Source organism: Stenotrophomonas hibiscicola ATCC 19867 (assembly GCF_000382065.1).
Taxonomy (GTDB): domain Bacteria; phylum Pseudomonadota; class Gammaproteobacteria; order Xanthomonadales; family Xanthomonadaceae; genus Stenotrophomonas; species Stenotrophomonas hibiscicola.
Genome location: NZ_KB907498.1, coordinates 167,690 through 183,691 on the forward strand (window position 1 = coordinate 167,690; position 16,002 = coordinate 183,691).

Consider the following 16,002-nt stretch of genomic DNA (forward strand, 5'->3'; position numbering starts at 1 on the left):
AGGCTGGTTTCCTGAGGATAGGCGGGGTGGGTCCGGTTGCGGGGGCCGCTGCAAGTACGTCCATGTAAGCTCGGTCGCCGCATCCATGCGGCTCACGCCCCCGCAACCGGACCCACCCCGCCTTCGACAGATTTCCACGATCTGTCGGGCCTTGTTTTCTGTAGAGCCGAGCCATGCTCGGCTCAGATCTCCCGGATATCGAGATGTTCGATTTAGATGGAGATTCATCCACGCATGGCGTGGATCTACGTGTCGACCAAGGTCGACACCTACCAACAGCAGCAGGAATCTGTCAGAGGTGGGGCGGTGTCGGAGGGCGGGGTGTCAGCCGCATGGATGCGGCTGCCAAGCTTACAGGGACGTACTTGCAGCGTCCCCGCACTCCGACACCGCCCCGCCATCCTACGGAAAGCCCGCTGTTGCTGTTGCTGTTGAGGTTGCCGGCCAGCGGCCGGCACTACCACGGGTGCAGGGCGCAGCCCTGCCGCCCCTCCTCAGTGGCGGCGGCGCTTGCGGTCCACGTACAGGGTCCTGGCAATGCTCAGCACAATGCCGACACCGATACCCACCACGCAGCCCAGCAGCAGGTTGTCGGCCCCAAGGCCCACACCCACGCCGACCACGGTGGCGATGACCATTTCGGCGGTGTGGGAAATCGGTTCGGGCTTCGGGGCGGACATGCGGGCTCCAGCGTCAGATCGGATCTTCGGGATGGGCCAGTGGCCCGGAAACGACGAAGCCGGGTTGCCCCGGCCTCGTCTGGTGCACCTGCAGCGGGCCGTCAGTGCGATTCGGCCGGGCCCGCGATCGGCGGCAGCGGACGGGCGTCGCCGCCCTTGTCGTTGCCACCGTCCTTGTTCGACTTGCTCCAGCCCGCCGGTGGCGGCGGATCACGGCTTTCCATGATCGCGTCTATCTGCGGCGCGTCGATGGTCTCGTACTGCAGCAGCAGCTGGGACATCGCGTGCAGCTTGTCGATGTTCTCGGTCAGCAGCTGGGTAGTACGGGCGTAGGCCTTGTCGAGGATATTGCGCACTTCCTCGTCGATACGGCGCGCCGTGTCGTTGGACACGCTCTTGTGCTGGGTAACCGACCGGCCCAGGAACACCTCATCGTCCTCTTCGCCATAGGCGATCGGACCGAGCTGCTCGGACAGGCCCCACTTGGTGACCATGTTGCGGGCCATCTTGGTGGCACGCTCGATGTCGTTGGAGGCACCGGTGGTGACCTTGTCCTCGCCGAAAATCAGCTCTTCGGCGACGCGGCCGCCGTACAGCGAGCACAGCTGCGACTGGATCGCGACGCGGTTCATCGAGTACTTGTCGCCTTCCGGCAGGTACATGGTCACACCCAGCGCACGGCCACGCGGAATGATCGTGACCTTGTAGACCGGATCATGCTCGGGTACCAGACGGCCGACAATGGCGTGACCGGCTTCGTGGTAGGCGGTGAGGGTCTTCTCCTCTTCGCTCATGGCCATCGAGCGGCGCTCGGCGCCCATCAGGATCTTGTCGCGGGCACGGTCGAAGTGGTCCATGCGGACTTCCTTCTCGTTGCCACGCGCAGCGAACAAGGCGGCCTCGTTGCAGAGGTTGGCCAGGTCGGCGCCGGAGAAGCCCGGGGTACCGCGCGCGATCACCATCGGCTCGACGTCGTCGGCCAGCGGCAGCTTGCGCATGTGGACCTTCAGGATGTGCTCGCGGCCCTTCACGTCCGGCAGGCCGACCACGACCTGGCGGTCGAAACGGCCCGGGCGCAGCAGCGCCGGGTCCAGCACGTCCGGACGGTTGGTCGCGGCGATCACGATCACGCCTTCGCCGCCTTCAAAACCGTCCATCTCGACCAGCAGCTGGTTCAGGGTCTGCTCGCGCTCGTCGTGGCCGCCGCCCAGGCCGGCGCCACGGTGGCGGCCGACAGCGTCGATTTCATCGATGAAGATGATGCACGGGGCATGCTTCTTGGCCTGCTCGAACATGTCGCGCACGCGGCTGGCGCCGACGCCGACGAACATTTCCACGAAGTCCGAACCGGAGATCGAGAAGAACGGCACCTTGGCTTCGCCGGCAATGGCCTTGGCCAGCAGCGTCTTGCCGGTACCCGGCGGGCCCACCATCAGCACGCCGCGCGGAATCTTGCCGCCCAGCTTGGTGAACTTGGACGGGTCGCGCAGGAAGTCGACCAGCTCGCCCACTTCTTCCTTGGCCTCGTCGCAGCCGGCGACGTCGGCGAAGGTGACCTTGATCTGGTCCTCGCCCTGCAGCTTGGCGCGCGACTTGCCGAAGGACATCGCGCCCTTGGCACCGCCACCGCCGCCCTGCATCTGGCGCATGATGAACAACCAGAAGCCGATGATCAGGATGACCGGCAGGAAATTCATCAGGATCGCGCCGAGGGAAATGCCGCTGGACGGCTCCTCCTGCACGATCTCCACGTTCTTGGTGCGCAGCACGTTGATCAGGTCGCGATCGAACGGTGCGGTGATGGTGGATGTCTGCCCGCCGCGGGTGGTGTAGGTCAGCTGGCTGGTGCCGCCGCGCATGTCGCCGCCGAAGGCGACCTTCTGCACGTTGCCGCTGTCCACCTGGTCCAGGAACTGCGAGTACGACGCGCCCTGCGCGCCGGCTCCGGAGGACTTCGGCGAGAAGCTCTGGAAGACCACCATCAGCACGACGGCGACGACCACCCATAGCAGGAGGTTCTTGGTCAAGTCGTTCATCCTCATTGGCTCCGGTGTTCCTCTCAGTGCTGGCGTTGCGTGGGGGTCGAACTTGCGTACATTGCGAGCTTACTTCATGTGGGCGCGTTTTCCCTGACCCAAGGCATACACCTCGGGAGAGCGCTTGCGCGAGGCTTCCGGCTTGCGGATGGAGACCTTGTCGTACCGGCGGCGCATGTCGCGCACGTAGTCGTCAAAGCCTTCACCCTGGAACAGCTTGATCAGGAACGCCCCACCGGTCTTGAGGTGGTTGTCGGCAAAATCCAGGGCCAGCTCCGCCAGGTGCATCATCCGCGGCTGGTCGACCGCGCCCACACCACTCTTATTGGGGGCCATGTCCGACAGCACAAGGTCTACCGGCTGATCCCCGAGCATGGCTTCAAACTGCGATAGGACGGCTTCTTCCCTGAAGTCACCATGAAGGAACTCCACGCCGGCCAGCGGCGGCATGTCCAGGATATCCAGGGCCAGCACCCGGCCGGTATCGCCGATCTGTCTCCGCACCTGTTGAGACCAGCCGCCCGGGGCCGCGCCGAGGTCGACCACCACCATGTGCGGCTTCAGCAACCGGTCACGTTCCAGCAGCTCTTCGAGCTTGTAGGCGGCACGCGAGCGCATGCCTTCGGCCTGGGCCTTCTTCACGAAGGGGTCGGAGAAGTGTTCCTTGAGCCAGCGCTGGCTGCTTTTGCTGCGGGTAGCCATTGAAAATAGGGGCTGATGGGGTCCTCATGATACCCTGATCGCCCCATTCAACCGTCTTTTCCTGCATGTCCATCGCCCTGACCGCCTCCCAGACCCGTTTCCTGCGCGGCCAAGCCCACGACCTGAAGGCCCTGCTGCAGACCGGCGGCAAGGGTGTGACCCCGGCCTTCATTGCTGAGCTGAACGAAGTGCTGGAGCGCCACGAGCTGGTCAAGGTGAAGGTCGCTGCCGAAGACCGCGAGGCCCGTGACGTGATGATCGGCGAGATCGTCGAAGCCACCGAAAGCGCGCTGGTGCAGCGCATCGGCCACGTCGCCGTGCTGTACCGCCCGAGCAGGGAACAGCGCCAGATCGTGCTGCCGCGCGGCTGATCGGCCTACTGCCATGCAGCTGAACCACGAACCGCCGGACTACGCCTACAGCCTGCGCGCCGCCGATGGCCGCTCGGCCAAGGTCAATGACCAGCTGCTGGGCAGCAGTTTCTTCCTGACCCCGGACCAGCTGGTCACGCAATGGCCGGCGGTGAGCGCCACTGCGCTGCAGCTGGCTGACCTGGATCCGATCCTGGCGCTGAACCCTGCGCTGATCGTGCTCGGCACGGGTGACCGTCAGGTGTTCCCGCCGGCGGCGGTGATGGCCGCCTGCCTGTCACGCGGCATCGGCCTGGAAGTGATGAACAATCCAGCCGCCGCGCGTACGTTCAACATCCTGGCCGGCGAAGGCCGCAAGGTCGCGGCTGCTTTCATTCTGGAAGGCTGAGTTCTCGAGTCACCGGTGCCTCCGGCCCCTAGCGGCCTGAAGGCGCGCAGCGGAATGCCGAGAACTCCTGGAGCCGGCCGATCAGGTGGCCGCCCTGCCCCCAGCGGATATCCATGACCTTCCAGTCCCGGTCCTGCCGCTGCAGCAGGACCCGGTCGGTCCATCGATAGTCGCCCACTGCCATGTCGACGCGGATCCAGGTCGCGTCACCCCTCGATTCGGGCATTCCCACCGCGACCGTGTCCGGTCGGTCCGGCGCCAGCAGATACAGGCTCTGGTCGAGCATGTGTGGCTTCTCGTCGTGCGCGGCCAGCGCGGTGCAGGCCCGCTCGTAAGCATGCTGCGCATCGACCGCCGAGCGCAGGGCATCGCCCAGCGACGGCGGGATGGCCGCTTCATCTGAAGCCGGCGCCTGGACTACGGCGTAAAGACGGGTGACCACGTCGCGCGGATCGCTGGCCGCGGTGACCAGCGGCGCGGCGATCAGCAAGGCGAGAACGGAAGCAGGACGCAGCATGGGGTACCGGGTCGACTGGGACCGCTCAAGAATGCCGGGTATCCGGTCCGCCGTGAAGGTGAGCCAGCGGCACACAGGATCGCAAACGACCGCTCCGCAGTCGCTGAGTCGAGCACGGCTCTACAGGTCAGGAACGCCAGGCATGGCCCGGCACTCCCTGTTCCAACCGCGTCAACGTGCCGGCAGGTACTGCTGCGGATCGACCGGCTTGCCGTTGTAGCGAATCTCGAAGTGGACCATGTCGCGGTTCGCACCGGTGCGGCCCATTTCGGCGATCTGCTCGCCGGCTTTCACGCTCTGCCCTTCATTCACCAGGCGCTTGCGGTTGTGGCCATAGGCCGACAGCCACTGGTCGCTGTGCTTGATGATGATCAGTTCGCCGTAGCCGACCAGGCCGGCACCGGAGTACACCACCACACCGTTGGCGGTTGCCTTGACCGGCTGGCCGCTGGTACCGGCGATGTCGACGCCCTGCTTGGTCGCGTCACCGGCCACGTAGCGGCCGACGATCGCGCCATCGGCTGGCCAGCGCCAGGCGATGTTGCTCTTCACCGGCCCGACCGGCGCCGGGGCCGGCGCGGTGCTGCCGCCACTGCTGCCAGCCGAACGCGGCGGGGTGACCACCGTGGTCGGCGCACGGCCGCTGGTGGCCCCCTGCGGATACAGGCGGATCACCTGGCCGGGGTAGATGGTCGACGGGTTGTCCAGACGATTCCAGGCAATCAGGTCGGCCGGGGTGATGTCATGGATGCGGGCCAGCGCATAGATGGTGTCGCCCTTGCGCACCACCACGGTCTGCCCGGGCTTGGGTACCGAGGTCTTCGGCGTGCTCACGCCGCCAGCGTTGCCGCCGCCCGGGCGGACCACGGTGGCGGTACCGCAGGCGGCCAGTGTGGAAACCAGCAACGCCAGCGCGCCGATGCGCACTCCCTTGCTCAGACGATCAGGATTCATGCGAACTTCGACCTCCATACAAGCCAGGCGATCAGCACCACCACCAGCACGGTGGCGATCCAGCCCAGCGGTTCAATCCAGCGACGCAGTGCGGCTTCGGCACGCGCACCACCGATACGGATGACCGCGGCCAGCACGAACACGCGCTTGCCGCGACCGATCAGCATGCTCAGCAGGTACTGCGGCATGGGTACGCCGACGATACCCGATGCCCACGTGAAGACCTTCATCGGGATGGGCATGAATCCGCCCAGCACCAGGAAGGTGAACACCGCCCAGGGCGACTCGGCCATCTTCGCCTGCACGGTGGTGATGCCCTGCTCGATCGCCGGCAGCATGCCCAGCGCTTCGAACAGCGGCTTGATCGCCTCGAAGGCGTAGTGACCCAGTGCATAGCCAACCAGCGCGCCGAGCATCGAGCCGGCCAGGCTGAGGGTGGCGAACCACCAGCCGCGCTTGGGCTGGGCCACGCACATCGGCGCCAGCATCACCTCCGGCATCACCGGGAAAATGATCGCTTCGAAGAAACTCAACACCGTCAGGTAGGTCGGCGCGCGTTCGTGCGCCGCCCACTTCATCGCCCGCTCGTACAGCGGCCCGAAAATCTTCATGCAACCCTGCTCCGTGGATTAGTCGAGCATGCCAGACAGCAGCGGCACGAAGGTGACCGGCGCCAGCACGTGTTGTTCGATGCTGCCGTCGGCCTTGCGGTCCAGCTGCACCAGCGACTGCGCCCCGGGACCACCGACCGGCGCCACCAGCCGGCCGCCCTCGGCCAGCTGCTCGATCAGCGCGTCGACCAGTGCCGGCGCCGCCGCAGTGACCACGATGGCATCGAAGGGACCGTGCTCGGCCCAGCCGACGCGACCGTCGTCATGCTTGGTGCGGATGTTCATGCCCAGCGCACGGAAGCGCTTGCGCGCCTGGCGCAGCAGGTCGCCGATGCGCTCCACGGTGTAGACCTCCAGGCCCAGCGCACCGAGGATGGCGGCCTGGTACCCGGAACCGGTGCCCACTTCCAGCACGCGCTTGGGCGCGACCTGGAGGACCGCTTCGGTCATCCGCGCTACCACCCAGGGCTGCGAGATGGTCTGGCCGTGGCCGATGGGCAGCGCGGTATCCTCGTAGGCACGCGAGGCCAGCGCTTCGTCGATGAACAGATGGCGCGGCACCACCCGGATCGCGTTCAAGGTCGGCTCGTCGACGATGCCGGCTTCGCGCAGGCGGTCGACCAGACGGTCACGCACGCGCTGCGAGGTCATGCCGATACCCACAGCTTCCGGTTGCAGGCGCAGGCGTGGGCTCATGCCGGCTGGTCCAGGGCTGCGCTGAGGCCGCCGACCCAGCTGGCCACCTTCTCCAGCGCCTGGTAGCGGGTGAGGTCGACCTGGATCGGCGTGATCGAGATGTGGCCGGTGCGCACGGCGTGGAAATCGGTACCCGGGCCGGAGTCCTGCTCGCGGCCGGCCGGGCCGATCCAGTACACCTCGTTGCCGCGTGGATCCTTCTGCGCGATGCAGCCTTCGGCACGATGGCGGTTGCCGAGGCGCGTGACCTCGAAGCCCTTGACCTCGCTCCACGGCAGGTCCGGCACGTTGACGTTGAGGATGGTGTCGGCCGGCAGCGGGTCGGCCTTGAGCCGTGCAACGATCTCGACCGCGGCGCGCGCAGCGGTTTCGTAGTGCTTCGGATCGTGGTTGCGGCTGACCAGCGACACCGCCACGGCGGGCAGGCCCAGGAAGCGACCTTCCATCGCCGCCGAAACAGTGCCGGAATAGATCACGTCATCACCGAGGTTGGCGACGTTGTTGATGCCGGACACGACAATGTCGGGCTCGAATTCAAGCAGGCCGGTCAGCGCCAGGTGCACGCAGTCGGTCGGGGTGCCGGCCACCGAGACGGTGTAATGGTCGATGCGCTTGAGCCGTATCGGCAGATCCAGCGTCAGCGAGTTGCTGGCGCCGGAGCGATCGCGGTCGGGTGCGACCACCGTAACCTCGTGCCCAGCCTCGCGCAGGACCGAGGCAAGCATCCGGATGCCTGCAGCGTCGACACCATCGTCATTGCTGACCAGGATTCGCATCTTCGATTTAACCGCTTGATTTTCCAAGAATTCGATTCCGTCACCGTGCAGTGTGGGCGGGACCGCCGCGCTCCCCTGCGGAAGCCGTCGACCCTGCAAGCGCATCGTCTATTGTGCCGCATGCGAGCCGCCGGTCCTACCCTGCCGGCGGTCACGGCCGACATCGAACCGTCATAGGCAGACCTGCGCCGGCGGTTTACCCTGTGCGCATGTCGCACCCTGAAGACGAAGATCCCGCCGCGCTGTTCCGTGCGGCCATCGGCGAAGTGACGCCGCTGCGCAAGGATGCCGAGCCGGCACCTGCCGCGCCGCGACCGAAGCCGCGTGCGCGGATGGCCGAACGTGACGAGGCCGACGCCGCCGGCGAGTTCGCCCGGCTGCTGCGCGACAGCACCCCGCTGGAAGCCGGCGATGTGGCCAGCTATCGACGCGACAACCTGCCACCACGCCTGTTCCAGCGCCTCAAGCGTGGCCAGTACTCGGTGCAGGACGAGCTGGACCTGCACGGCGCCACCGCCGCACAGGCGGAGACGCTGCTGCGCCAGTTCCTGCTTGAAGCGCATGCACACGAATATGGCTGCGTGCGCATCATCCACGGCAAGGGCCTGCAAGCCGATGGCGGTGCGCCGGTGCTGAAGAACCTGGTTGACCGCCTGCTGCGGCTGCGCAACGACGTGCTGGCGTTCCATTCAGCGCCGGCCGGGCAAGGCGGGACCGGCGCGGTACTGGTGCTGCTGGCGCGGCGCTGAAAAAAGGGGACGCCATGAGTCCAGGTAGAGTCGACTGTCAGTCGACTGCTCTTCCAGGGGCAAGCGAATACCCCGCGCTGCGCGCGCAAGTCGACTGACAGTCGACTCTACCGTGCGCCCTGCTCAGGCCTGCGAGGCGTCTTCGACCGGGCCCAGCTCGTGCAGTACAGCGGTGGCGTAGCAGCCCGGCGGCAGCGCGAACGAGAGTTCCAGCACGTCATCGGCCAGCCACTGATGCTGCAGCAGCGCCGGGCGCAGGCGCAGCGCGCGGCGCTCCTGTTTCAACCGTGCGTCTTCCAGGCCAGCGCGCAGCGCCTTCGATTCCTCGTCGTCCAGCGCGGCCAGCTCCAGCTCACGTGCAGCGTCGGCGCTGCGCAGCTCGCCTTCGCCCCACAACGGTGCGCTGGGATGGATGTCGAACCGCGCGAGGCGCTCGGCCAGCACGTCGGTGTACGGCTCGGGGCCGAACACGCTGCGACTGCCGTCCAGCATCCACACTTCGCCCTCCAGTGGCTGATCCCAGCTGCCCTGCTCCACGCGCGCGGCCAGCACGCGGTTGAACAGCGCCGAACGGGCGGCAGACAACAGCAGCGAACGCTGGTCCTTGCGCATGCGGCGGCCCCCGAACATCGCCAATGCGGCCGGCACGTTGCCGCCGTCGCGGCCGAAGCGCTGCTCACCGAACCAGTTCGGCAGGCCCCGGCTGGCAATCTGCTGCAAACGCTCACTGATCGCTGCAGCATCGCCCCGCACCTGGCGCAGCACCAGCTTGAAGCGGTTGCCGGCCAAGGCGCCGCGCTGCAGCTTGCGGTTGTGCCAGGTGGCTTCGAGCACTTCGATCTCATCACTGGCCAGCTCGGCCAGATCCGGTGCAATGCGCTTGGGCAGGTGCACGCTGAAGCGCTGGGTGGTGACCGCATGGCGGTCCTTCATGCCGGCGTAGCTCACCGCCATTTCCGGCAGGCCGGCCCACTTGGCCAGCAGCTTGGCCACATGCACGGTGTTGGCACCGCGCTTGCGGATGTGCAGCAGCAGGTGCTCGCCCTCGCCAGTGGCCTCGAACGCCGGCAACTCGTCGACCTGGAAATCCTCCGGCGTGGTGCGGATGCGCGCCGACAGCAACGGCGCACCAAACGCAAGCGGCAGCGGGATCATGCCGCCACCAGCAGCACCACCGCCTGTGCGGCGATGCCTTCTCCACGGCCGGTAAAGCCCAGCTTCTCCGAGGTGGTGGCCTTGACGCTGACCGCATCCAGCGGCAGCTGCAGCAGGCCGCCGATGCGCTCACGCATGGCCAGCGCATGCGGACCGACCTTCGGACGCTCGCAGATCACGGTGATGTCGGTGTTGCCGACGCGCCAGCCACGCTCGCGCAGCAGGCTGTCGCAATGGCGGACGAAATCGCTGCTGTCAGCGCCCTTCCAGCGGTCATCACTCGGCGGGAAGTGCTGGCCGATGTCACCCAGCGCCAGCGCACCGAGCATCGCGTCGCACAGGGCATGCAGGATCACGTCGCCGTCGCTGTGCGCGAGCACGCCGCAGCTGTGCGGCACGTTCACCCCACCGAGCATGATGTGATCGCCCTCACCGAAGGCATGGACGTCGTAGCCCTGGCCGATGCGGACGGGCGGGAACGGTGCGGTGCTCATGGATGCAACCCTTGCAGCAGGGCCGCGCGGGCAATCAGCCGGCGCGGCGGGAAAGTACGAATTCGAACCGGTCGAGATCGGCCGGAGTGGTTACCTTGAAGTTGTCCTCGCTGCCTTCCACCAGCAGCGGGCGCTGGCCCTGGCGCTCCATGGCCATGGCCTCGTCGGTGACTTCGACACCGGCGGCAGCGGCTTCGGACAGCGCGCGGCTGAGCTGGTGGCGGCGGAACAGCTGCGGCGTCAATGCACGCCACAGGCGCTCGCGCGGCTCGGTGCCATCGATGCCACCGTCATCGCCCGCGCGCTTGAGGGTGTCGCGCACCGGTGCGGCCAGGATCGCCCCGACCGGGTCGGCACGACCGACTTCAAGCAGGCGGCCAAGGTCGGCCAGCGACAGGTTGGGCCGGGCCGCATCATGGACCAGCACGAACTCATCGGCACGCACCGAGTCCGGCAGGGCCTGCAGCCCGGCCAGCACCGAGGCGGCACGGGTCGCGCCGCCGATGCAGGTCAGCACCGGCTTGCCGGCCCATTCACTCCAGCCAGGCCAGTCACCGTCGTCCTGTCCGATCACCACCATTGCGCCGGCCACGGCCGGGTGCGCCAGCAGCGCGTCCAGGGTATGGGCGAGCAGGATCTGCCCGCCGGCCTGCAGGTACTGTTTAGGCAGCGGCGCGCCGAAGCGGGCGCCACGGCCGGCGGCCGGAACCACCACCCAGATCGCCCCACTCATGGCACGTCCGCCGGATGATCGCCGACCTGGGCGCTGACACCTGCCGCAGGTTGCGCCGGTTGGACCGGCGCATCCTCGACCACACGGTAGAACTTCTCGCCAGGCTTGATCATGCCCAGCTCGCTGCGCGCGCGCTCCTCGATGGCGGACTGGCCTTCCTTGAGGTCCTTCACTTCGGCGGCCAGCGCGTCGTTGCGCTGCTGCAGGCCCTCGTTGTCCCGCTCCTGGTTGGCGACCTGGGCTTCGAGCATCATCACTTCACCCGAATTGCCCGGACCGAACCAGAAGCGGTACTGCAGCCAGCCCAGCAACAGGGCCAGCACCAGCAGCATCCAGCGCCAGTCGCGCATCGGCTCAGCGCTTCAGCGAAACGAACGCGTCACGACCGGCGTAACGCGCGCCGGCGCCGAGGGCTTCCTCGATGCGCAGCAGCTGGTTGTACTTGGCCACGCGATCGCTGCGGCACAGCGAGCCGGTCTTGATCTGGGTGGCGGTGGTAGCCACGGCGATGTCAGCGATGGTGGTGTCTTCGGTTTCACCCGAGCGGTGCGAAACCACGGCGGCGTAGCCGGCACGATCAGCCATGGCGATCGCTTCCAGGGTTTCGCTTAGCGTGCCGATCTGGTTGACCTTGATCAGGATCGCGTTGGCGGTGCCCGAGTCGATGCCTTCCTGGAAGATCTTCGGGTTGGTCACGAACAGGTCGTCGCCGACCAGCTGCACCTTCTTGCCGATGCGGTCGGTCAGCAGCTTCCAACCCGCCCAATCGTTCTCGGCCAGGCCATCTTCAATCGTGATGATCGGGTACTGCGCGGCCCAGTCAGCGAGGAAGTCGACGAACTGCTCGGAAGTCAGGCGCTTGTTCTCGCCGACCAGGTTGTACTTGCCGTTCTCGAAGAATTCGCTTGACGCCACGTCCAGGCCCAGCAGCACGTCTTCACCGGCGGTGTAGCCGGCCTTGCCGATCGCTTCGAGGATGGTGTCCAGCGCTTCGACGTTGCTGCGGAAGTCCGGCGCGAAACCGCCTTCGTCGCCCACCGCCGTGCTCAGGCCGTGGCCCTTCAGCACCGACTTCAGCGAATGGAAGATTTCGGTGCCGGCGCGCAGCGCTTCGGAGAACGAGGTGAAGCCGACCGGCAGCACCATGAACTCCTGGAAGTCCACGTTGTTGTCGGCATGCGCACCGCCGTTGATGATGTTCATCATCGGCACCGGCAGCGACGGGGTAACGCCGGTCTTGGCGGCCAGGTACTGCCACAGTGCCTGCTTGTTCGATGCAGCGGCGGCGTGCGCGGCGGCCATCGAAACACCCAGCAGCGCGTTGGCGCCCAGGCGGCCCTTGTTCTCGGTGCCATCAAGATCGATCAGGCGACGGTCGAGGCCGGCCTGGTCGGTGGCTTCAAAACCCTTCAGCGCGTTGGCGATGGTGGTGTTGACGTTGTCGACGGCCTTGCGCACGCCCTTGCCCAGGTAACGGGTCTTGTCGCCATCACGCAGCTCGACCGCTTCCTTGGTGCCGGTCGAGGCGCCGGAGGGAACCGCGGCACGACCGAACGAACCGTCCTCCAGGATGACTTCGGCTTCCAGCGTGGGGTTGCCACGGCTGTCGAGGATTTCACGGGCGTGGATGCTGCGGATCGTACTCATGGTCGGGCCGGTTACCTGTATGGAGAGGGGGCGACAAAACGAATGCCGCGTGATTATCCCCGGCTGCCCGCCACTTGCCAAATGGCGTGGGCGCCGTCAGGCCAGAGTGGCCCCGATCACCATCAGGATCAACGACACCATCACCACCAGCAGGCCACCAGCAATGGCCGCCACTACGCCGCCGCGGCGGCAACGCCAGGCCATCACCATCGCCACCAGGCTGCCAACGAAGGACAGCACGAGCATGGCCAGTGCAGCCCAGATCCAGTACTGCATGGCCTGCATGCCATGGCTGCCATCCCCGGGCGAACCGAAACTGGCGGCGAAGGCGAATACAGCTGCCACCAGGCCGGCCCAGGCAAGAACAGCCAGCGCCAGCGCGATCAGGCCCCAGGGCCGATCACGGGTTGCCAGGGTCGCATTCATCAGAACAGTCCGTAGAACAGGGCGCCAAGCCACAGCGACAGCAGGATGATCGCCAACCCGGCGGTCACCTTGCCACGGTTCAGGCGCCAGGCCAGTACGGCGGCAGCGACGCATCCCACGGCGCCGACCAGCTCTGCAACCAGCAGCGCAATGAAGTACACGCGCAGATTGAGCGCGCTGCCGCCATCACCTGGTGGGCGCACTGACGCGGCGCCGATCAGCGCCAGACCGAACATGCCCACGGTGAACAGCACGGCCAGGCCCAGTGCGATCAGGCCCCAGGGCCACTGTTTCCAGTGCCGGCGGCGGCGCTGGATTTCCAGCGCCAGCCACGGGTCACGACTCACGCGAAGCGCGAGAAGCCGTGCTTCTTGGTCACCGCGTCCAGTTCCATCAGGGTCTCGAGCAGGGCTTCCATCTGGTCCAGCGGCCACGCATTGGGGCCATCGGAGAGGGCCTTGGACGGGTCCGGATGGGTCTCGGCGAACAGGCCGGAGATGCCTACCGCCACGGCGGCACGGGCCAGCACCGGCACGTGCTCACGCTGGCCACCGGAACTGGTGCCCTGCCCGCCCGGCAGCTGCACCGAATGGGTAGCGTCGAACACCACCGGGCAACCGGTCTCGCGCATCACCGCCAGCGAACGCATGTCGCTGACCAGATTGTTGTAGCCGAAGCTGGCACCACGCTCGCAGACCATGATCTGCTCGTTGCCGGTGGCCTTGGCCTTCTCCACGACCGGCTTCATGTCCCAAGGCGCCAGGAACTGGCCCTTCTTGATGTTGACCGGCTTGCCGGCCGAGCACACCTTGCGGATGAAGTCGGTCTGGCGGACCAGGAACGCCGGGGTCTGCAGCACGTCCACCACCGAGGCCACTTCGTCCATCGGGGTGTACTCATGGACGTCGGTGAGCACCGGCACGCCGATCTGCTTCCTGACCTCGGCCAGGACCTTCAGGCCCTCCTCCATGCCCGGGCCGCGGAAGGCGGTGCCCGAGGTGCGGTTGGCCTTGTCGAAGCTGGACTTGAAGATGAAGTTGACGCCGAGCTTGCCGGTGATCTCCTTCAGCTTGCCGGCGGTATCGAGCTGCAGCTGCATCGACTCGATCACGCAGGGGCCGGCGATCAGGAACAGGGGCTGGTCCAGCCCGACCTCGAATCCACACAGTTTCATGGCGTTTCCTTGTTGTCCGCAGCACCGGCCGGGCCGGTGCGCTGGGGGTTGAAGCATGCAGGATGGGGGCCCACGCCCCCATTCACAAGTCAGGCGCGCGCTTCGGAAAGCAGCTTGCCGCCCGCCTTGCGCTCGCGCGCGGCACGGATGAAACCGATGAACAGCGGGTGGCCGTCGCGCGGCGTGGACAGGAATTCCGGGTGCGCCTGGCAGGCCAGGAACCACGGGTGGGCATCGCGCGGCAGTTCGACCACTTCCACCAGGGTGTCGTCCATCGACTTGCCCGCGATCACCAGGCCCGCATCTTCCAGCTGGGTGCGGTAGCGGTTGTTGAACTCGTAGCGGTGGCGGTGGCGCTCGGCGACCACGTCCTTGCCGTACAGCTCGCGGGCCAGCGTGCCCGGCTTCAGGCGTTGTTCCTGCAGGCCCAGGCGCATGGTGCCGCCGAGGTCGCTCTTGTCGTCACGCTTCTCGACATCGCCGCTGGCGGTGCGCCATTCGGTGATCAGGCCGATCACCGGGTTCGGCGACTGGCGGTCGTTCTCGGTGCTGTTGGCACCTTCCAGGCCCACCACGTTGCGCGCGTAATCGACCACCGCCGCCTGCATGCCGTAGCAGATGCCGAAGTACGGCACCTGCTGCTCGCGGGCGAACTTCGAGGTCAGCACCTTGCCTTCAAAGCCGCGGTCACCGAAGCCACCCGGTACCAGGATGCCGTCGACATCGGCCAGTGCAGCCATGTCGGTGCCTTCCAGGTCCTGTGCTTCCAGCCACTTCAGGTTGACCTTGGTGCGCTGGCGCAGGCCACCGTGCTTCAGTGCCTCGCCGACCGACTTGTAGGCATCCTGGTGATCGACGTACTTGCCGACCACGGCGATGGTCACTTCGTCCAGCGGGTGCAGGGTCGCATCGACCGCGTCTTCCCACATCGACAGGTCGACCGGACCGGCCTTGTCGGCCAGCTTCAGCTGATTCACCACGATTTCGTCCAGGCCCTGTGCATGCAGGCCGGACGGGATGCGGTACAGCACGTCCACGTCCGGTACGCTGATCACTGCACGCTCGGAGACGTTGGTGAACTGGGCGATCTTGCGACGCTCCGAATCCGGCACCGCCTGTTCTGAACGGCACAACAGCACGTCCGGCTGGATGCCGATCGAGCGCAGTTCCTTCACCGAGTGCTGGGTCGGCTTGGTCTTCAGCTCACCGGCGGCACCGATGTACGGCACCAGGGTGAGGTGCATGAACAGCGCCTTCTCCGGGCCGCGCTCGGTGCGCACCTGGCGGATCGCTTCCAGGAACGGCAGCGACTCGATGTCGCCCACGGTGCCGCCGATCTCGACCAGTGCCACGTCGTAGCCTTCGGTGGCTTCGTCGATGCAGCGACGGATCTCGTCGGTGATGTGCGGAATGACCTGCACGGTCGCGCCCAGGTAGTCGCCGCGGCGCTCCTTGCGGATCACGTTCTCGTAGATGCGCCCGGTGGTGACCGAGTTCTTGCGGCTCAGGCGGGTGCGCACGAAGCGCTCGTAGTGGCCCAGGTCGAGGTCGGTCTCCGCGCCGTCGTCGGTGACGTAGACCTCACCGTGCTGGAACGGGCTCATGGTGCCCGGGTCGACGTTGATGTACGGGTCGAGCTTCATCATCGTGACCTTCAGGCCACGGGCTTCAAGAATGGCGGCCAGCGACGCGGCGGCAATGCCTTTGCCGAGCGAGGACACCACGCCGCCGGTTACGAAAATCAAGGGAGTCATGGCTGCAAGCATCCTGTCTGGAAATGGAAAACGGCAGCACCACGCGCACCCGGTGGGCGGGCATGGTGCTCAGAGGGGGTTTTCCGGTTCGCTGAGGCAGCGAGGGAGGTGCGGATCCGTGCGGCGGCAGGCGCCGGAC

The 16,002-nt window shown here is 66.7% G+C and carries 20 protein-coding genes; 3 read left to right on the plus strand and 17 right to left on the minus strand.

Features of this window, described 5'->3' with window-relative positions; genetic code table 11:
• Positions 1 to 494: 494 nt before the first annotated feature.
• From G370_RS0100715 to rlmE, 3 genes are all read right to left on the minus strand, one after another.
• The gene (locus G370_RS0100715; protein ID WP_019658870.1) at positions 495 to 680 is read right to left on the minus strand and encodes a hypothetical protein; all 186 of its coding nucleotides are present in this window, start codon (positions 678 to 680) and stop codon (positions 495 to 497) included.
• A gap of 101 nt (positions 681 to 781) precedes the next feature.
• Positions 782 to 2,716, minus strand: a complete 1,935-nt coding sequence (gene ftsH / locus G370_RS0100720) for an ATP-dependent zinc metalloprotease FtsH (RefSeq protein WP_019658871.1) — start codon at positions 2,714 to 2,716, stop codon at positions 782 to 784.
• Between the two features lie 69 nt (positions 2,717 to 2,785).
• Positions 2,786 to 3,418 carry a 23S rRNA (uridine(2552)-2'-O)-methyltransferase RlmE gene (gene rlmE / locus G370_RS0100725; RefSeq protein ID WP_005409014.1) on the minus strand — a complete coding sequence of 211 codons (633 nt, stop codon included), beginning with the start codon at positions 3,416 to 3,418 and terminating at the stop codon, positions 2,786 to 2,788.
• A 65-nt stretch (positions 3,419 to 3,483) separates the two neighbouring features.
• Between rlmE and yhbY the strand changes: the two genes are divergently transcribed.
• Together yhbY and G370_RS0100735 are read left to right on the plus strand one after the other, a co-directional pair.
• A complete protein-coding gene (gene yhbY / locus G370_RS0100730) occupies positions 3,484 to 3,789 on the plus strand; it encodes a ribosome assembly RNA-binding protein YhbY (RefSeq protein ID WP_019658872.1) in 306 nt (101 codons plus the stop codon).
• A 13-nt stretch (positions 3,790 to 3,802) separates the two neighbouring features.
• On the plus strand, positions 3,803 to 4,177 hold the full coding sequence (locus tag G370_RS0100735; protein WP_019658873.1) for an Mth938-like domain-containing protein: 375 nt from the start codon (positions 3,803 to 3,805) through the stop codon (positions 4,175 to 4,177).
• Positions 4,178 to 4,205: 28 nt separating this feature from the next.
• Here the strand turns inward: G370_RS0100735 and G370_RS0100740 are convergent, their stop codons facing one another.
• The 5 genes from G370_RS0100740 to surE form a co-directional block, all read right to left on the minus strand.
• A complete protein-coding gene (locus G370_RS0100740) occupies positions 4,206 to 4,694 on the minus strand; it encodes a hypothetical protein (RefSeq protein WP_019658874.1) in 489 nt (162 codons plus the stop codon).
• Positions 4,695 to 4,865: 171 nt separating this feature from the next.
• On the minus strand, positions 4,866 to 5,648 hold the full coding sequence (locus G370_RS0100745) for a peptidoglycan DD-metalloendopeptidase family protein (RefSeq protein WP_019658875.1): 783 nt from the start codon (positions 5,646 to 5,648) through the stop codon (positions 4,866 to 4,868).
• A complete protein-coding gene (locus tag G370_RS0100750) occupies positions 5,645 to 6,259 on the minus strand; it encodes a YqaA family protein (protein WP_019658876.1) in 615 nt (204 codons plus the stop codon). Before G370_RS0100750 ends, G370_RS0100745 begins: the two co-directional genes overlap by 4 nt.
• 18 nt (positions 6,260 to 6,277) lie before the next feature.
• Positions 6,278 to 6,955, minus strand: coding sequence for a protein-L-isoaspartate(D-aspartate) O-methyltransferase (locus G370_RS0100755; RefSeq protein ID WP_010485977.1), 678 nt, complete (start codon positions 6,953 to 6,955; stop codon positions 6,278 to 6,280).
• Positions 6,952 to 7,731, minus strand: coding sequence for a 5'/3'-nucleotidase SurE (surE, locus tag G370_RS0100760; protein ID WP_019658877.1), 780 nt, complete (start codon positions 7,729 to 7,731; stop codon positions 6,952 to 6,954). Before surE ends, G370_RS0100755 begins: the two co-directional genes overlap by 4 nt.
• Before the next feature lie 209 nt (positions 7,732 to 7,940).
• Here surE and G370_RS0100765 point away from each other — a divergent pair, with 209 nt between their 5' ends.
• Positions 7,941 to 8,480: a Smr/MutS family protein gene (locus tag G370_RS0100765; RefSeq protein ID WP_019658878.1), complete on the plus strand. Its 540-nt coding sequence runs from the start codon at positions 7,941 to 7,943 to the stop codon at positions 8,478 to 8,480.
• Between the two features lie 123 nt (positions 8,481 to 8,603).
• On the opposite strand, the gene truD is transcribed toward G370_RS0100765, so the two are convergent.
• The 9 genes from truD to G370_RS0100810 form a co-directional block, all read right to left on the minus strand.
• A complete protein-coding gene (truD, locus tag G370_RS0100770; RefSeq protein ID WP_019658879.1) occupies positions 8,604 to 9,635 on the minus strand; it encodes a tRNA pseudouridine(13) synthase TruD in 1,032 nt (343 codons plus the stop codon).
• Positions 9,632 to 10,129, minus strand: a complete 498-nt coding sequence (ispF, locus tag G370_RS0100775) for a 2-C-methyl-D-erythritol 2,4-cyclodiphosphate synthase (protein ID WP_005409005.1) — start codon at positions 10,127 to 10,129, stop codon at positions 9,632 to 9,634. Before ispF ends, truD begins: the two co-directional genes overlap by 4 nt.
• Positions 10,130 to 10,163: 34 nt before the next feature.
• On the minus strand, positions 10,164 to 10,862 hold the full coding sequence (gene ispD, locus G370_RS0100780) for a 2-C-methyl-D-erythritol 4-phosphate cytidylyltransferase (RefSeq protein WP_019658880.1): 699 nt from the start codon (positions 10,860 to 10,862) through the stop codon (positions 10,164 to 10,166).
• The gene (gene ftsB / locus G370_RS0100785) at positions 10,859 to 11,212 is read right to left on the minus strand and encodes a cell division protein FtsB (protein ID WP_019658881.1); all 354 of its coding nucleotides are present in this window, start codon (positions 11,210 to 11,212) and stop codon (positions 10,859 to 10,861) included. Before ftsB ends, ispD begins: the two co-directional genes overlap by 4 nt.
• A 4-nt stretch (positions 11,213 to 11,216) precedes the next feature.
• Positions 11,217 to 12,509, minus strand: coding sequence for a phosphopyruvate hydratase (gene eno / locus G370_RS0100790; protein ID WP_014036739.1), 1,293 nt, complete (start codon positions 12,507 to 12,509; stop codon positions 11,217 to 11,219).
• A gap of 96 nt (positions 12,510 to 12,605) precedes the next feature.
• Positions 12,606 to 12,935, minus strand: a complete 330-nt coding sequence (locus G370_RS0100795) for a hypothetical protein (protein ID WP_019658882.1) — start codon at positions 12,933 to 12,935, stop codon at positions 12,606 to 12,608.
• Entirely contained in the window at positions 12,935 to 13,282 is a 348-nt protein-coding gene (locus G370_RS0100800) for a hypothetical protein (RefSeq protein ID WP_019658883.1), read from the minus strand. The genes G370_RS0100795 and G370_RS0100800 overlap by 1 nt, the downstream gene beginning before the upstream one ends.
• Positions 13,279 to 14,109: a 3-deoxy-8-phosphooctulonate synthase gene (gene kdsA, locus G370_RS0100805; protein WP_019658884.1), complete on the minus strand. Its 831-nt coding sequence runs from the start codon at positions 14,107 to 14,109 to the stop codon at positions 13,279 to 13,281. Before kdsA ends, G370_RS0100800 begins: the two co-directional genes overlap by 4 nt.
• An 89-nt stretch (positions 14,110 to 14,198) precedes the next feature.
• Complete coding sequence (locus G370_RS0100810) at positions 14,199 to 15,863, minus strand: CTP synthase (RefSeq protein WP_005416023.1); 1,665 nt, start codon at positions 15,861 to 15,863, stop codon at positions 14,199 to 14,201.
• Between the last annotated feature and the right edge of the window lie 139 nt (positions 15,864 to 16,002).

Coding starts and splice junctions, on each gene's coding strand:
- G370_RS0100715 (WP_019658870.1), bottom strand. CDS start 680: ATGTCCGCCCCGAAGCCCGAACCGATTTCCCACACCGCCGAAATGGTC.
- ftsH (WP_019658871.1), bottom strand. CDS start 2,716: ATGAACGACTTGACCAAGAACCTCCTGCTATGGGTGGTCGTCGCCGTC.
- rlmE (WP_005409014.1), bottom strand. CDS start 3,418: ATGGCTACCCGCAGCAAAAGCAGCCAGCGCTGGCTCAAGGAACACTTC.
- yhbY (WP_019658872.1), top strand. CDS start 3,484: ATGTCCATCGCCCTGACCGCCTCCCAGACCCGTTTCCTGCGCGGCCAA.
- G370_RS0100735 (WP_019658873.1), top strand. CDS start 3,803: ATGCAGCTGAACCACGAACCGCCGGACTACGCCTACAGCCTGCGCGCC.
- G370_RS0100740 (WP_019658874.1), bottom strand. CDS start 4,694: ATGCTGCGTCCTGCTTCCGTTCTCGCCTTGCTGATCGCCGCGCCGCTG.
- G370_RS0100745 (WP_019658875.1), bottom strand. CDS start 5,648: ATGAATCCTGATCGTCTGAGCAAGGGAGTGCGCATCGGCGCGCTGGCG.
- G370_RS0100750 (WP_019658876.1), bottom strand. CDS start 6,259: ATGAAGATTTTCGGGCCGCTGTACGAGCGGGCGATGAAGTGGGCGGCG.
- G370_RS0100755 (WP_010485977.1), bottom strand. CDS start 6,955: ATGAGCCCACGCCTGCGCCTGCAACCGGAAGCTGTGGGTATCGGCATG.
- surE (WP_019658877.1), bottom strand. CDS start 7,731: ATGCGAATCCTGGTCAGCAATGACGATGGTGTCGACGCTGCAGGCATC.
- G370_RS0100765 (WP_019658878.1), top strand. CDS start 7,941: ATGTCGCACCCTGAAGACGAAGATCCCGCCGCGCTGTTCCGTGCGGCC.
- truD (WP_019658879.1), bottom strand. CDS start 9,635: ATGATCCCGCTGCCGCTTGCGTTTGGTGCGCCGTTGCTGTCGGCGCGC.
- ispF (WP_005409005.1), bottom strand. CDS start 10,129: ATGAGCACCGCACCGTTCCCGCCCGTCCGCATCGGCCAGGGCTACGAC.
- ispD (WP_019658880.1), bottom strand. CDS start 10,862: ATGAGTGGGGCGATCTGGGTGGTGGTTCCGGCCGCCGGCCGTGGCGCC.
- ftsB (WP_019658881.1), bottom strand. CDS start 11,212: ATGCGCGACTGGCGCTGGATGCTGCTGGTGCTGGCCCTGTTGCTGGGC.
- eno (WP_014036739.1), bottom strand. CDS start 12,509: ATGAGTACGATCCGCAGCATCCACGCCCGTGAAATCCTCGACAGCCGT.
- G370_RS0100795 (WP_019658882.1), bottom strand. CDS start 12,935: ATGAATGCGACCCTGGCAACCCGTGATCGGCCCTGGGGCCTGATCGCG.
- kdsA (WP_019658884.1), bottom strand. CDS start 14,109: ATGAAACTGTGTGGATTCGAGGTCGGGCTGGACCAGCCCCTGTTCCTG.
- G370_RS0100810 (WP_005416023.1), bottom strand. CDS start 15,863: ATGACTCCCTTGATTTTCGTAACCGGCGGCGTGGTGTCCTCGCTCGGC.